This window comes from Priestia megaterium (assembly GCF_009497655.1).
GTDB classification, from domain to species: Bacteria; Bacillota; Bacilli; order Bacillales; family Bacillaceae_H; genus Priestia; species Priestia zanthoxyli.
The window spans coordinates 2,506,856-2,520,734 of record NZ_CP023317.1 but is presented as its reverse complement, the minus strand read 5'-3'; the positions used below and the strand labels follow the sequence as shown (position 1 = coordinate 2,520,734).

Below are 13,879 nucleotides of genomic sequence, written 5' to 3'. Positions count from 1 at the left end.
GCATTACGTTTCATTCGTAAAACTACTAAACCTTATTCAATATGAATACGCTCTTCTTGAAAAAACTTCCTGTGATAAGAAAGAATAAGCAGTCCATTTTCAAATTTTGCACGCAGATGATGCGCATCTGTAGGCTCAGGCAATTCGATAATTCGGTTGAAATCTCCAGAAGGTCGTTCTTGTACAACAGGCTGCCCTGTAATGAGAGGGTGGGGCGAGCCTTTTAATAGAAGCCGGCTGCCTGAAACAGAAACGTGCAAGTTTTCTTTTAGATAACCAGGCAGGTCAGCGATAACAATGATCTCGTGAGGAGTAACATAAATGTCGATAGGTGGAAAATTACTTCTAGGAGGTTGAGGAGCCTGATGCGAATCCTGAGCAGTCATATCCATATTTTCTTTCATAAATTCGTTAAAAGCAGTTTGATCAAAAACACCGTTCCAAAAGTCGTTTGTTTGATATTTTTTAGCGAATTCCATCCACTGCATAAGTTTATCAAAGTCCATATGGTTTCCTCCTTACCACACATCATAAAAAGATGGAATTTGAATATAGTTTGAAAAGGGGGTGGTTTAAATGTCAGGTGCATCTATAAATATTAATATTTTAATGCTAAAGATAAATTCCTTTGAAAATGCGTCTGCGGTAAATATCGGACAGAATTTACTAGCAGACTGGAATAATTCAGATAAAAAAACACAGGGGTTTGGGCAAAATTTCGGTGATGATAGCGGGTTTATAGGAACGAGAAGCTGTGTTGATGATCGTGATCAAATTGATAGCCCATCGTCTTTTCAAAAAGTACCCATTTCATAGAAAGAGCCTAATAAATATAGCCAGTTCAGACGCAGGTTATATTTATTAGGCATCAGGTTGAATACTAGTAGACGAATAGATGAAGGTATGCTGCTAGTCATGCTCGTTAGAGGCGGTGTAGAAGCTTAAATTACGCTGTTTTTAACTGAGTTTGAATCGTTTACATCTGAATCTATAATCCATGAGAACGGAGTTACGTTTGGAGAAAAATCTCCGTTTGATTCTCCTAGTCCTTGATTACGTTTATAAGATACGAACACGTCAAGCTGCTGATTAGGTCCTATGCTTAAAACGGATGAATTATCCAGAACGTTCACTTTGAAGGCTTGTAAGTTAATGACCATAGGTGAAAAAATCATATGGTTTCCTCCTTATTTATCATTTTTTGTTGCAAATGCATCCACATAATCATTATCTACAGTTTTGTAAGCAGATTCTGCTGAAAAACATTGATCAGCGAGCTGCTGTCCGAAGGCCTGATTTTTCTTTGCTGTTACATACCTTGTAACTTTTAACGTATTTCCAATAGAAATACTGCTTGCTTGATCAGCACTGCGAACGTTCAATTTTCCTAGGTTGATTTTTGTTGAGTCAAATAGCATACTATTCTCCTTTCAAACGACAGTTCTTCTAAGTCTTTAAAAGCTTATTGTAACTTCGGTGAAAATATGAATAATACATGGATTCATTCCAAGAGCAGAAGTAGTCTACTGTAGCGTATTTTAGTTCTCCACAAAACGTGAAAAGATTTTAAAAAATCAGTAGTAAAAGGAGGAGATAATAAAAATGCATGACATTTTACATGCTGTAGAAAGATTAACAGTAAAAAGCGTGTTGGCAACGATTATTCATGTAGAAGGATCCTCTTATTTAAAGGAAGGAACGTCCATGCTGTTTCAAGAAAACGGGGAGAATATTGGGATGTTAAGCGCTGGTTGTGTAGAAGCAGATCTTGCTGAGCGCGTAAAAGAGTTGTTCCACACAGAACATGTATTAACCGTTACGTATAATTTAAAAGAAGAAGGTGATGCAGGGTGGGGACAAGGAGCAGGCTGCAATGGAATCCTCTATATTCTCCTAGAGCCCGTAACTGCGAGGATGAAGCAAAACCTTTTGCGGGTAAAACGTCAGTTAGATAACCGAAATCCTGTTTTACATATTAAAAAATTAGAAAAAGACTTTATTCAAACAACTTCTTTTTATGTAGAAAAGACGGGCGAAACATTTGGTGCAAATAGCGACCAATCATCTTTTGCAACAGATGATTGGAATGGGAAAAAGAGCGGTATTCAACTTTCAAATTGCTCTCTGCTCACATATGCTCATCTATATAAACCGAAGCCTCGTCTAATTATATGGGGGGCAGGTACCGATGCAAAATATTTAGTATCACTTGCTGCCAATACGGGTTTTCTTGTTACCTTATGCGACTGGAGACCAGCTTTATGTAATAAGGAACATTTTCCGCTAGCAGAGGAAATACATATTGGATTCCCAGAGGAAGTAGACAAACAATTGTCCGTGCAGAGCGATAATTTTGTTGTGATCATGACGCATAATTTTTATCGCGATCAAGAAATTCTCTCCCTATTAAAATCAAAACCTGTAAAGTATATAGGAGTTTTAGGATCTAAAAAGCGAACGCTTCGATTATTGAATACTGATATTCCTTCCCATATTCATTCCCCGGTGGGACTTTCTATAGGAGCGGTAGGACCGCAGGAAATTGCCGTTAGTATTCTTGCTGAATTAATTCAAAACCTCCGAATGTATGATGAAAAAAAGGTGTGAAAATATCCGGATTAAATATTGTTGCTGTTTATCTTGCCGCGGGAGCTAGTAAAAGGATGGGCACCAATAAGCTGCTGCTGCCTTTAGGGAATGGATGTTTAGGGAGTAAAGCTTTACGAAAAGCGGTTTGTTCAAAAGTAAATCATACGATAGTAGTCACAAAGAAAGGAGATTCTCTTGAGTGGATTGACCCTATTCTTTTTTCAAAAGCATATCAGCAGAAGTGGAGTCATACTTCTTGTAGTAGCGCCTTAAAAGGTCAGTCTGCGTCTTTAAAGTGCGGATTAAAAAAAGCAAAAGAATTAAGCGCTGATGCTATTATTGTGCTGCTGGCAGATCAGCCTCTTATAAGTATCGTTCTGATAGATACATTTGTTTCTCTGTTTGAAAAACATTTTTCCGTTCCGTTTATTTCATCTTTTTATCAAGGAATTGCCAGAGCGCCGGTTTTATTTTCAAAACAAATGTTTTCAAGCTTGGATAAGCTCCAAGGAGATCAAGGAGCAAGAAAAATTATAAGGCAAAACGGACCTGGAAATGGAATGTTTTATGAATGTACCGACGCTTCCTTTTTTATGGATGTTGATACAAAACAAGCGTATGAAAGCATTAAAAAGATATATAAAGAGAAATGTAGACGGGTTTGATTGATGGAGGTGAAAAGAGTGGATGTTATTGGGAAAAGCGTGATTCGAAAAGATGCGTTAGAAAAAGTGACGGGAACAGCTCGGTACACGAATGATTACAGTTTTAAAGGTTCCCTTCACGCCAAAATAGTAGTCAGTCCTTACGCTCATGCAAGAATTCAAGCAATAGACATTCAAGCAGCGATCGCTACTCCCGGTGTTCATGCAGTTGTGACGGGTGAGCATTTGCCGTTAACCGGAGAGGGAGTTCGTGACCGGCGACCGCTTGCGTTTGAAAAAGTGCGGTATCACGGAGAAGCCGTAGTCCTTATAGTAGCAGAGACTCCTGCACTCGCTGAGCGTGCGGCGAGTGCTGTCCATATTCAATATGAGCCGTTACCTGTCGTTCATTCTCCTAGCGCCGCTATTGAGCCGGATTCTCCTTTAGTGCATGAACATATGCACATCTACAAGCATGATGAAACGGTGTATCCAGAGCCCGGCACCAACGTAGCAAACAGAGTCAAAATACGAAAAGGCAATATGGAAGAAGGTTGGCAAAAAAGTGAGTTAATAGTTGAAGAAACGTTTTCTCTATCTCCTTCAGATCACGCGGCAATGGAAACAAGAAGTGCCGCTGCTGAAATTCTTCCGAATGGATTAGTTAAAATTATCACTTCTTCTCAAGCTCCTTTTATGGTGAAAAAATTAATCAGTGAGTACTTTGAAATTGAAGCGGGAAAAGTGATCGTTGAAACACCGCTAGTAGGAGGAGGCTACGGAGGAAAAGCAGCTGTCCAGCTGGAGTTGCTTGCATATATAGCTTCAAAAGCTGTTGGTGGAAGACTGGTTAAAATATTAAATACAAGAGAAGAAGATATGCTCACTTCGCCTGCTCACATAGGTCTAGATGCCAAAATCAAGTTAGGTTGTTCTAAAGAGGGACTCTTGCAGGCTGCTGACATTCTTTATTTGTTTGACAGCGGTGCTTATGCAGATAAAGGAACGGACCTGAGTAAAGCTGCAGCAGCTGACTGTACAGGACCTTATCGTCTTGAACATATTTTTTGTGATTCATTATGTGTATATACAAATCACCCTTACGCTTCTCCTTTTCGAGGATTCAGCCACTCAGAACTATTATTTGCGTTCGAGCGCACGATGGACATCCTTGCTAAAAAAGCAGGTATAGATCCTTTGGAGTTTAGAGAAAAAAATGCTATTTTGCCGGGCGATACTACGCCTACGCAAGTACGTTTAACGTCTAGCAGCGTGGGTAACTTACCAGAATGTATTCGTCGCTTGAAGCAGCTGATCAAATGGGAGGAAGGACAGAGAACGGTGCATGAAAACGGCCTTATTACTGCTAAGGGGATTAGCTGCGTCTGGAAAACCTCTACCATTGAAACAAACGCAGGTTCCGGTGTTATTCTAACATTCAATCCGGATGGAAGCGTGAATTTAATGTCTGGCGTTATTGAATTAGGCACGGGAACGAAAACCGTGCTCGCGCAAATACTGGCTGAAAAATTGCAGATGCGCGTGGAACGCATTCATGTGCGAATGGAAGTAGATACTCAAACGACTCCTGAACATTGGAAAACGGTGGCTAGCAGAGGCACTTTTATGGCAGGAAGAGCGGTTTTAGAAGCCGCTGAAGATGTGATTAATCAATTAAAAAAGATAGCTTCTTGTATATTTCGAGCTTCTGAGGAAGATATCGAAATAAAAAATGAAAAAGTTTTTTTACGGGATGAGCCTGAAACATCCTTGGCCTTTAAAGAAATTGTATATGGCTATAAATATCCGAACGGAAATGCAATTGGAGGGCAAATTATAGGGAGAGGCAACTATATTTTAAGAGGGATGACCTACTTGGATAAAGAAACGGGAGCTGGGCGTCCGGGGCCTGAATGGACGGTAGCAGCTGAAGGAGTTGAAGTGGAATATAATCCTAGAACGTATAGGTATCGTATTGTAAAAGCTGTCTCTGTTATTGATATAGGAACCGTGCTAAACGAGAAAATGGCACGCGGGCAAGTCATGGGTGCGATGAGTATGGGGCTATCGTTTGCAGGCAGAGAAACATTTTGGTTTGATTCAAATGGCCGTATTTTAAATCCTCAGCTTCGGAAATATCGTCCTCTTCGCTACGGAGAGCATCCGGAGTACGTAGTAGATTTTATTCATACGCCTCAATTAGATGCGGCGTACGGAGCTAGAGGAGTCGGAGAACACGGGCTGCTTGGTATGCCGGCTTCTTTAGGAAACAGCTTAACGGTGGCGGCAGAAACAGAATTAAACCAACTTCCGCTTATTCCAGAATTGATTTGGAGAATGAAAGAAGGGAATGCTGATGATTTCATTTGACTTTGAATATCACAAACCTGGAACTGTTTCAGAAGCAGTTGCCTTGTTTCAAGAGTTAGAGAATCAAGGCAAACAGCCGCGGTATTATGCTGGCGGTACCGAAATTCTGACATTAGGCAGATTGGGTTTGTTTGTTACCCATGCTGTTATTGATATAAAAAATATACCTGAATTTCAACAAACCGAAGCTAATGAAGATTGGATGATTTTTGGTGCAGGAGTAACGTTAACTGAACTGGAAGATAAAAATTTGTTTCCTTTATTAAGTAAGTCTGCTAGCGAAGTGGCTGATCACACGGCTCGAAATAAAATAACGCTAGGAGGAAATATTTGTGGGCATATTTTTTATCGAGAAGCGGTATTGCCGCTGCTTTTAACAGATAGTCAACTTGCAGTGGCAGGTCCGGCTGGAACCAATATCTATTCGATTCACGCCCTTTTTAACCGGCGTTTGCAGCTGGAAAACGGAGAACTTCTTGTTCAGGTGTTTGTTGAAAAGAAGTACGCTGCCCTGCCATATATGAGTATAAAAGAACGCCAGCAGTGGGATACAGGATATCCATTAGTGACAATAGCAGCGTTAAAAATAGAAGGAGCCATTCGAGTAGCTTTCAGCGGAGTCTGTTCGTTTCCTTTTCGCTCAGCAGAAATAGAAGAAATGCTAAATCATAAAGAAACGCCATTAGAAGCTCGAATTCAAAATGCTCTTGATTATATACCGGCTCCAATTTTAAATGATGGGGAAGGGTCGAATCGCTATCGCAAATTTGTGATTAAAAATTTATTGTTTGATATTTTCACAGAGCTGGGGGGAACGTAACATGCTAAAAGATGAACGGTATAGAATAACAATTAAGCTAAAGGTTAATGGTGAAGAAAAAATGGTTGATATCCGAACAGCAGATACGTTGCTTTACGTATTAAGAGAAAAGCTGGGCCTTACCGGAGCAAAACCAGGCTGCTTAAACGGGGACTGCGGAGCTTGTACAGTAGGGATAAATCAGCGGCCAATGAAATCTTGCCTCATGTTAGCGGCAGAAACAGAAGAGAAAGAAATAATGACTATAGAAGGGCTGAAGAGTTCACCTATGCAAAAAGCTTTTATTGAACACTTTGCTTTTCAGTGCGGTTATTGCACATCGGGTTTTATCATGAATGCTCATTTGCTTTCCAAACACCATCCTTCAGGCAGTGACGATATTATAAAGGAGTGGCTTGCTTCCAATATATGCAGATGTACAGGGTATAAAGAAATTGAAGACGCAGTAAAATCTGTTTTACACTTTTCGGAGCGGGAGTGAGACGGGAAAAAGAAAAAATAGAATAACATTTACACGTGTTTAGAATAGTATGTGCTAAGGGTGTGGAGAATGTGGAATGGAAAAGCGGCTTTGACAAAGAAAGGGAACTGATCTTTGCCATTCAACGAAATCTGGATGTAGTAACAGCTATATTATTATTAACTGGCCAAATAACAATTATAGGCGTATTTGTGACACCCGGAGCTTTTCGTATTTCAGTAGGGGGACCTATTACAGGAACTAGCCGAATAGAAGGAAAGGACGGAGATGCGGGAATTAATATCATTATTGATATGATTGATGTGATTCTTGCGGCGTTGCTGCTTAATAACCAGATCAATGTGTCGGGCGCCTTTATTTCTTCTGGAAGGTTTACCATTAATGTAAGTGGACCTATTTTTGGCGTTCCTAAAACAGAACCTGCATTAAGTGAACTAAATCAATCCTCTCAGTTTTTTCATCGTACCGTATCAAAACATTTTTATGTAAATCCTGACTTAGTTGAAAAATTTACAAAGGACTGATTAAGATGTCATTAACGGATATACCTACAGTAAGACCTTCAGAGACGAGTATTTTTCTTATCGCGCTGCCGCTTATTATTTTTATTTTTTTCTTTACTCAGCCAAAAGCATCAGACATCAAATAATCATGTAGCATAATGGCGATTGTATCACTTTGTACAGAAGCTGCCTATTTTTCTGTTCGTATCATTACCTCTTCATTCATTAAGCCCCTAACGCTTTTCTTTTCGGTCATGTTTCATTAAAATGAACATAAACATATATGTAGAGAAAAGAATAATGTAGTGTTTTCTAACGTTATAAAATAGCTTACGATACGAAGAAAGCGTCTATAATAAAAGAAACGAAACTTTTGCGTGGTCAGCTGACGATGCTTTTTATTTTTACAAACTGCAGTGAAGGCAGAAAGGAGAGAATTCGATGAGTTTGCGCGATCGGCTGCTTTATGTAGCGGAACATTATAAACAAATGGGTGGAGACGTACTTGTAAAACATGAAATAGAAAATATGCTTACACGCCGGCTTCCGATTTCTCTTTATCGATTGGAGCATATAAATCGAGAAGAAATGCGTATATCGGGCCACCACGCTGAAACATTTCCTTACGTGACTCTTGCCAATAAGAATATAGAGAGTGATGTGATAGTAGCATATTTATTCAGTGAAGACGGTCAGCGCATTTACTTAGTCATGATGAAAGGAGATGCAGGGGAAGGAACTGATCTGAAAGACATTCGTTTTTTTACTCCTGAACATGCCCGCGTATTGAAAGATAATCATATTGTCATTGGTACAAGCATGGAAGCGAAAAGCTTTGAGGATAGAGTAGCTCTTTACCTTCCTTACAATATAGCAGACTTACCTAATAATGATCAGCTTCAAGATGATTTGCATTTACTGCTGAGTATGCATGAACAGTATATAAAAACATACGGAATGAGCAAAGAGATGATTGGCGATAAAGACGCCATCGTCCACATTCATGAGTATATTAAGAAATCTGGATTTACATACGAACGACAAGATATAGCCAACGCCTACTTTGCTTTAAAGACCAAGCCTTTTATTGTTTTATCAGGAATGAGCGGGACGGGAAAAACAAAGCTTGCGCAGCTCTTAGCAGATAGTATCGGTGCCACGATTGAAAATGGCAGACAAGTGCTTATTCCAGTTCGGCCCGATTGGCACGATAGTTCAGATTTATTAGGGTATATTGATTTAAGAGGAGATTTTCGCAGAGGATCGTTTCTGTCGATTATGCAGCAAGCCATTCAGCATCCAGCTTACACATATGTTGCCATATTGGATGAAATGAACTTAGCTCGAGTTGAACATTATTTTAGCGATATTTTAAGCGTGATGGAAAGCAGAAGCTGGTCAAAAGGGAAAATCAAAACAGCTCCGTTATTTCCTGGACATAAGATGTTCCGAGATATTTATTTGCCATCTAACCTTCTCATTATCGGTACCATTAATATGGATGAAACAACTCATGGGTTTAGTCAAAAGTTGTTAGATCGTACCAACACCATTGAGCTGAATAAGATTCAGCTAGATTCTTTTGATTTTTTAGATGAGAGAGATCCACCTCGGCACAGTATTGAAAATGTACAAATTCAAAGTCAATACGTTCACTTAAAAGATGCGTATGTTGAACATGCTGAGCTCATTCACGAAGTAACAAATGAACTGCTAACCGTCAACGAGATGCTTACAGAAGTCGATTTGCAAATAGGTTACCGCGTACGCGACGAAATATGCTTTTATCTAATTTACGCAGTGAAAAGCGGAGTGTTTACATTTGATCAGGCGTTTGATTTTCAGATATTGCAAAAAGTTTTGCCTCGTATTTCAGGAAGCGATGCTTACACATTTGACCTATTAAAAAATCTTTATTATTACTGTACAAATACGCTGCTCGATGATGAATTTGAGACAGCTGTTGTCAACGCAGACGGGATGAGATTTCCTAAAAGTGCACGCAAAATAATGGAGATGATGAGACGTTTTGAAGTATACGGATACACGTCATTTTGGATTAATACCGTACGTTGAAATTGAAACCGATACGTGTACGGTGGTTATAAAAGGAAAGAATAAGAAAAAAATAAAATCTGCAGAAGAAGTGATGTTTTTTTCTTGTACGGGAAAAGGAATCACACATGTAAAAGTACTAAATCAAACAAAAGGCATGATGACTTCCAAACCGCCGCTTGAGCCTTTATTTTTTGAAAATGAAACCTATCAAATTACAGTTGTTTCAAAAAATGAAACAAGTCTGTTTGTTAATCACGACTCAAAAGCAGTTGAACAAAGTTTTCAAACCGTAGGATTTCCCTACATTTTAACAGGAAATATAAGCTTTCAAAATGAGGTAGGGTATTCTACGTTTCATGTCTACAGTGAAATAGAAAAAGAGCTGTCTTTTACTCTTGAAATTTTCCCGTCAAAGATGAGCTACAAGACAGATTATGTACGCATGGTTGATGAAGTGAACGGATACATTCATGATTTGGCATACGATATGCTCCGTAAAACGTATATTGAAGCAAAATCGGTTTGGTCTAAACAAGCAACATGGACGGAATTTTATCATGTGCTCTCTCACTATATGAAACCCTTTCTTCATTCTGTTCGTCAGATTGAGAATCAGCCGTTTCAATCGGTAAAAGTTGAACATGAGCTCATGAGAGGAGATCAAATAAAAAAACAAGATAGCCAGGCTATATCATTTGTCCGAACACACCCTACCTATCTTGCATCTTCAAGCAGAGGAATTAAAATTAATCGGCATATAAAAGTAGTACCCACAAAAGCAATTGGCACAAGACATGTAGCTATCTATGATAATTTGGAAAATCAAAGTGTTAAATGGATGATGACGCAGCTGTATCACAAGCTAACTACACTAATTGACAAATTGATAGAAGATAGATATGTAAAAAAAGAAGCGGTGTCGGCTCTAGAAACCAATCATACCGAATTAAAAAGGCTGCTAAACAATGTGTTCTGGCAAAGAGTGAAGACCATACAAGTTTCAACTCTTCCTTCTACACTCCGTACGGCACCCCGCTACCGGGAAGCAAGCAGATACTTTATGTTCTTAACGCGAGGGTTGGCTCTTAACGGAGAGTTTTACCACCTTTCATTAAAAGATATCGCAACTCTCTATGAATACTGGACGTATGTTAGTCTTTTAAAGAAGTTGCAAATTTACGGCAAACGAATAGAACAAAACATCATGACAACGACAGAACAAGGGTTGAATGTCAGAGTGCAGGCCTCTTACCATCGTTTTCAGGTGGGAAAAGCAGAAGTAACGCTATGGTATCAAAAAGAATACCATCATACTCATACTGTTATCCAAAAGCCGGACTTGCTGCTTGAAGTAAAGCAAGGGGAGAAAAAAAGTGTATATCTTTTTGACGCTAAGTATCGTATCAAACCAAATCACGATACGCCCTCTCCTAGAGAAGAAGATATTAATACCATGCACCGTTACCGAGACGCTATTGTAGAGGAAAATGGAATAAAACCGGTACAAACAGCGGTTGTGCTGTTTCCAGGGAAAGCAGAAGGCTATAAGCAGCATCATTTTTATAAAAGTATTGAACGCGTTGGAGTGGGTGCGCTGCCTTTTTTGCCGGGAGAGGAAGGGCTAGTAGAAGAATTTATTAAAACTATTTGTACGGAAGAACCAAATCTTTTCAGCGCTGATTAGGTAAATAGGTAGAACGTGAACAAGCCCTTTTTTTATGCGTTGACATAGTGTTAAGTTTTTTATGTTTTGATGACATTTCGAGATTTTAGTTGTATTTTCCTGTTGAATTTTCTAGAATAGTAGAGAATAAAACCGTATCGAAAAGAAGTCGTATCATGTGCAGAGAACGTATCAGGAGGACAACGAAGTGAAAAAGATTCTACTATTCACGTTAGTAGCGCTATTGGCAACTTTTTTTATTGACAGGGTATACAGCGAACGCAACCAAGCGCAACTTCAGCAAACCGTAATTAATGAAATTAAAAAAACAAATCAAAGTAAAGAAGAAGCTTCCATCCTTGATTTTAATGAATTATGTGATTTTAGATGGGATAAAGTATATGTTTTTGGACCGGAAATGACCCGCAGTGAGGTAAATGAAAAGCTGGGCTTCAATTGGTCTGAAGCAAAAGCAAAAGGTATTGGAAAAGATAAAAAAGATAACTTTATTGTTTTTGTGGAAAATGATCAAGTAACGCAATATTTAAAAATACCGGCGTCATATGGAGCTATTGTTCCTAAGACTTCTGTTGCAAATGAAAGCTAACGAACTTCTTCGTTAGCTTTTTTTATGCTTTCTTTTTTAAGGATGACGTTTTTTTCTCTGCTGTTGATTTTGTCGGCTGTAAAGTAGAAGGATCTATGCTCACCTTTAAAATTTCCATTAAATGTCGAATATCTCGTTCTTCGCTTCCGCTTACTTTTGTAACTTCGCCTTGATTTATTTTTTGTTGAATGACGCTTTGTAAGGCATCTCGGTAGTTGTTTTTGTAAATAGATGGATTAAAAGAAGTAGATAGCTTATCAATTAATTCCACCGTCACTTGTGTATCACTTTCATTAACAGAAGAAGTAGTAGATAAGTTAGGCACATCTGTGACTGAACGAAGTTCTTCTTCAAAATGCATCGTGTGAAGAACGAGAGAGCCGCCCACGGAACGAATAATGGCGATTTGCTGTTTGGAATATAAAAATACATTGGCAATACCGACTTTATTCGTTATTTCAAGTGCATTTAATAACGTATAATAAGCTTTTAGGCTCGTTTCTTCAGGAGAAATATAGTAGGGCTTATCAAAAAACAGGGGATCAATGTCATCTAACGAAACAAAGTGCAACAATTCAACAGCTTTGTTTGCTGCAAAGGGCTCTTTGACAAGGTCAATTTCCTGTTGTGAAAGTACAACAAACTGACCGGTCGCGGTTTCGTATCCTTTAACCAGTTCATCGGATTCTACTTCTCGTCCACACGTTTGGCAATGTTTTTCTTGATGAATGGGTGTATGGCAAACGGAGTGCAGTGTGCGCAGCTTTACATCTTTTTCTTCAATTGCTCCGTGCAGTTTAATAGGGATGTCAATTAATCCAAAGCTGATTTTACCTTTCCAAGCAGTATGAAGCATAAATGTTCTCCTTTTACTCTTTTTTAGTAGTGTGCCGTAAAACAAATGAGATATCCAATTGTTTTGAAAAGGAAAACTTTCTAAAAAAACTATGTGCTAAATAAACAATTAAATAGTTCCAATAAAGCTGCAGAGACAACATCTGCAGCTTTATTGGAACTCAATAGGAACTATTTGCTGATTAGATTCATTTGTCTCATGTTTGGAAATCGTAATTTCAAGGATTTCGTTACTAAATGTAGCGGTAATCTTTTTATTCAACAATGAAAATGGAAAGTCAATTGTACGTTCAACGCTTTCTTCCATTTGTTCTCTTGCAAGCGTTCCTTGCTTTTCATCATGAAATTCTCTAAGGCAGTATTTCTTGGCTGTCAGCTGTAAGTGGTCAGCTTGTATCTGAACGATAATATCCTTAGGGTGATACCCTAATAATTCAGCTTCGACAATAAATGATTGTTCTGTTTCAAATAAATCTATACGAACGGAATCATAATCTAAATAACTCATAAAGGGATTTGAAAGCATGACTTCTAACAAATCTTGAAAGCCTTTTACAAACATTTGGTCTGCTGGCAGACGCTTGTTTTTCATTTCTGCGTTCCTCCATTATTTAAACTGTTCACTTTACTATCATATGCGCGTTTATGTACTTAGTGAACTCCTGTGCAAAGAATAAGCTTGAAGTACTAGCTGCCTTTTCTATGCATAAAAAAGCAAGCTCTGTAGAGAGCTTGCCGCTGTTTTACATATCATGTCCGCTATTGTGTTTTTGGCGAGAATGCTTACGGTTCTTTACTTTATGAGATCCGCTTAGCGGTTCGGGCTGTCCAGAATTGCTTTTTGGCGCATTTCTTCTGATGTCTTTGCTGCTGTTTTTGTTCATAGTTAAACCCTCCCTTTCATTTATTAGGGTGGGATAGTGACAGGGGATTTATCCGATGAAAAATTCCCCTTTCTAAAAATAGGTTTAGCAAAAACAGGAAATGGGAACAGAAAAAAAGCGCCATATATAATGACGCCTTCTCGTTAGATTTCATGGAGTTAAACGATTTTGCTTTTCTAACTAGTGATTAGTATATCCAATAAGAGAGTGTTTTATTGATTTTTTTTGCGTTTTTTATTATTTTGTTTCTGTTGTTCGGTTAATGGTTCATTTGAAAATTCTTCATTATAACCCGCTCCTTTTCCTTGAGCGCTAGCCGCGTTAGCTCCAGGAATGACGTGGTTTGACTTGCGTTTAGCCATGTTGAATCACCTCCGTTTCTAGCATGCGTAAAAATCAATGAAA

Annotated in this window: 17 protein-coding genes; 10 read left to right on the top strand and 7 right to left on the bottom strand. The window is 38.7% G+C overall.

Annotated elements, in window-relative coordinates:
• Positions 1-32: 32 nt before the first annotated feature.
• Complete coding sequence (locus CEQ83_RS12640; protein ID WP_155017291.1) at positions 33-506, bottom strand: Hsp20/alpha crystallin family protein; 474 nt, start codon at positions 504-506, stop codon at positions 33-35.
• 70 nt (positions 507-576) lie between these two features.
• Here CEQ83_RS12640 and CEQ83_RS12635 point away from each other — a divergent pair, with 70 nt between their 5' ends.
• Positions 577-816, top strand: coding sequence for a hypothetical protein (locus tag CEQ83_RS12635; RefSeq protein WP_033579134.1), 240 nt, complete (start codon positions 577-579; stop codon positions 814-816).
• Between the two features lie 125 nt (positions 817-941).
• Here the strand turns inward: CEQ83_RS12635 and CEQ83_RS12630 are convergent, their stop codons facing one another.
• Positions 942-1,175 carry a hypothetical protein gene (locus CEQ83_RS12630; protein ID WP_013057270.1) on the bottom strand — a complete coding sequence of 78 codons (234 nt, stop codon included), beginning with the start codon at positions 1,173-1,175 and terminating at the stop codon, positions 942-944.
• Between the two features lie 12 nt (positions 1,176-1,187).
• Positions 1,188-1,418, bottom strand: a complete 231-nt coding sequence (locus CEQ83_RS12625) for a hypothetical protein (protein WP_098113037.1) — start codon at positions 1,416-1,418, stop codon at positions 1,188-1,190.
• Positions 1,419-1,602: 184 nt separating this feature from the next.
• On the opposite strand from CEQ83_RS12625, the gene CEQ83_RS12620 reads away from it, so the two are divergent.
• The 9 genes from CEQ83_RS12620 to CEQ83_RS12580 all read left to right on the top strand — a co-directional run bounded on the left by CEQ83_RS12620 (position 1,603) and on the right by CEQ83_RS12580 (position 11,735).
• Positions 1,603-2,607: an XdhC family protein gene (locus tag CEQ83_RS12620; RefSeq protein ID WP_099331062.1), complete on the top strand. Its 1,005-nt coding sequence runs from the start codon at positions 1,603-1,605 to the stop codon at positions 2,605-2,607.
• Positions 2,604-3,254: an NTP transferase domain-containing protein gene (locus CEQ83_RS12615; RefSeq protein ID WP_228123004.1), complete on the top strand. Its 651-nt coding sequence runs from the start codon at positions 2,604-2,606 to the stop codon at positions 3,252-3,254. Before CEQ83_RS12620 ends, CEQ83_RS12615 begins: the two co-directional genes overlap by 4 nt.
• 18 nt (positions 3,255-3,272) lie before the next feature.
• Positions 3,273-5,603, top strand: coding sequence for a xanthine dehydrogenase family protein molybdopterin-binding subunit (locus tag CEQ83_RS12610; RefSeq protein ID WP_194273189.1), 2,331 nt, complete (start codon positions 3,273-3,275; stop codon positions 5,601-5,603).
• Positions 5,590-6,423, top strand: coding sequence for an FAD binding domain-containing protein (locus CEQ83_RS12605; RefSeq protein WP_155017290.1), 834 nt, complete (start codon positions 5,590-5,592; stop codon positions 6,421-6,423). Before CEQ83_RS12610 ends, CEQ83_RS12605 begins: the two co-directional genes overlap by 14 nt.
• Before the next feature lies 1 nt (position 6,424).
• A complete protein-coding gene (locus tag CEQ83_RS12600; protein WP_063247888.1) occupies positions 6,425-6,904 on the top strand; it encodes a (2Fe-2S)-binding protein in 480 nt (159 codons plus the stop codon).
• 71 nt (positions 6,905-6,975) lie between these two features.
• The gene (locus CEQ83_RS12595) at positions 6,976-7,428 is read left to right on the top strand and encodes a hypothetical protein (RefSeq protein WP_372454456.1); all 453 of its coding nucleotides are present in this window, start codon (positions 6,976-6,978) and stop codon (positions 7,426-7,428) included.
• Between the two features lie 420 nt (positions 7,429-7,848).
• Positions 7,849-9,483: an MrcB family domain-containing protein gene (locus CEQ83_RS12590; protein ID WP_098999387.1), complete on the top strand. Its 1,635-nt coding sequence runs from the start codon at positions 7,849-7,851 to the stop codon at positions 9,481-9,483.
• Entirely contained in the window at positions 9,437-11,149 is a 1,713-nt protein-coding gene (locus tag CEQ83_RS12585; RefSeq protein ID WP_033579125.1) for a DUF2357 domain-containing protein, read from the top strand. Before CEQ83_RS12590 ends, CEQ83_RS12585 begins: the two co-directional genes overlap by 47 nt.
• Before the next feature lie 187 nt (positions 11,150-11,336).
• On the top strand, positions 11,337-11,735 hold the full coding sequence (locus tag CEQ83_RS12580; RefSeq protein WP_098999385.1) for a hypothetical protein: 399 nt from the start codon (positions 11,337-11,339) through the stop codon (positions 11,733-11,735).
• A gap of 22 nt (positions 11,736-11,757) precedes the next feature.
• Here CEQ83_RS12580 and ku read toward each other — a convergent pair whose 3' ends face one another.
• From ku to sspO, 4 genes are all read right to left on the bottom strand, one after another.
• Positions 11,758-12,591 (bottom strand): non-homologous end joining protein Ku, encoded by an 834-nt coding sequence (gene ku / locus CEQ83_RS12575; protein ID WP_099331059.1) that lies wholly within the window; start codon positions 12,589-12,591, stop codon positions 11,758-11,760.
• Between the two features lie 150 nt (positions 12,592-12,741).
• A complete protein-coding gene (locus tag CEQ83_RS12570) occupies positions 12,742-13,182 on the bottom strand; it encodes an Hsp20/alpha crystallin family protein (RefSeq protein WP_098113035.1) in 441 nt (146 codons plus the stop codon).
• Between the two features lie 151 nt (positions 13,183-13,333).
• Positions 13,334-13,474: a small acid-soluble spore protein P gene (locus CEQ83_RS12565; protein ID WP_013057256.1), complete on the bottom strand. Its 141-nt coding sequence runs from the start codon at positions 13,472-13,474 to the stop codon at positions 13,334-13,336.
• 212 nt (positions 13,475-13,686) lie between these two features.
• Positions 13,687-13,836, bottom strand: coding sequence for a small acid-soluble spore protein O (gene sspO / locus CEQ83_RS12560; RefSeq protein WP_013083371.1), 150 nt, complete (start codon positions 13,834-13,836; stop codon positions 13,687-13,689).
• Between the last annotated feature and the right edge of the window lie 43 nt (positions 13,837-13,879).

Bases quoted from the DNA above. Each gene is read 5' to 3' on its own strand.
- CEQ83_RS12640 (WP_155017291.1), bottom strand. From the start codon at position 506: ATGGACTTTGATAAACTTATGCAGTGGATGGAATTCGCTAAAAAATAT.
- CEQ83_RS12635 (WP_033579134.1), top strand. From the start codon at position 577: ATGTCAGGTGCATCTATAAATATTAATATTTTAATGCTAAAGATAAAT.
- CEQ83_RS12630 (WP_013057270.1), bottom strand. From the start codon at position 1,175: ATGATTTTTTCACCTATGGTCATTAACTTACAAGCCTTCAAAGTGAAC.
- CEQ83_RS12625 (WP_098113037.1), bottom strand. From the start codon at position 1,418: ATGCTATTTGACTCAACAAAAATCAACCTAGGAAAATTGAACGTTCGC.
- CEQ83_RS12620 (WP_099331062.1), top strand. From the start codon at position 1,603: ATGCATGACATTTTACATGCTGTAGAAAGATTAACAGTAAAAAGCGTG.
- CEQ83_RS12605 (WP_155017290.1), top strand. From the start codon at position 5,590: ATGATTTCATTTGACTTTGAATATCACAAACCTGGAACTGTTTCAGAA.
- CEQ83_RS12600 (WP_063247888.1), top strand. From the start codon at position 6,425: ATGCTAAAAGATGAACGGTATAGAATAACAATTAAGCTAAAGGTTAAT.
- CEQ83_RS12590 (WP_098999387.1), top strand. From the start codon at position 7,849: ATGAGTTTGCGCGATCGGCTGCTTTATGTAGCGGAACATTATAAACAA.
- ku (WP_099331059.1), bottom strand. From the start codon at position 12,591: ATGCTTCATACTGCTTGGAAAGGTAAAATCAGCTTTGGATTAATTGAC.
- CEQ83_RS12570 (WP_098113035.1), bottom strand. From the start codon at position 13,182: ATGAAAAACAAGCGTCTGCCAGCAGACCAAATGTTTGTAAAAGGCTTT.
- CEQ83_RS12565 (WP_013057256.1), bottom strand. From the start codon at position 13,474: ATGAACAAAAACAGCAGCAAAGACATCAGAAGAAATGCGCCAAAAAGC.
- sspO (WP_013083371.1), bottom strand. From the start codon at position 13,836: ATGGCTAAACGCAAGTCAAACCACGTCATTCCTGGAGCTAACGCGGCT.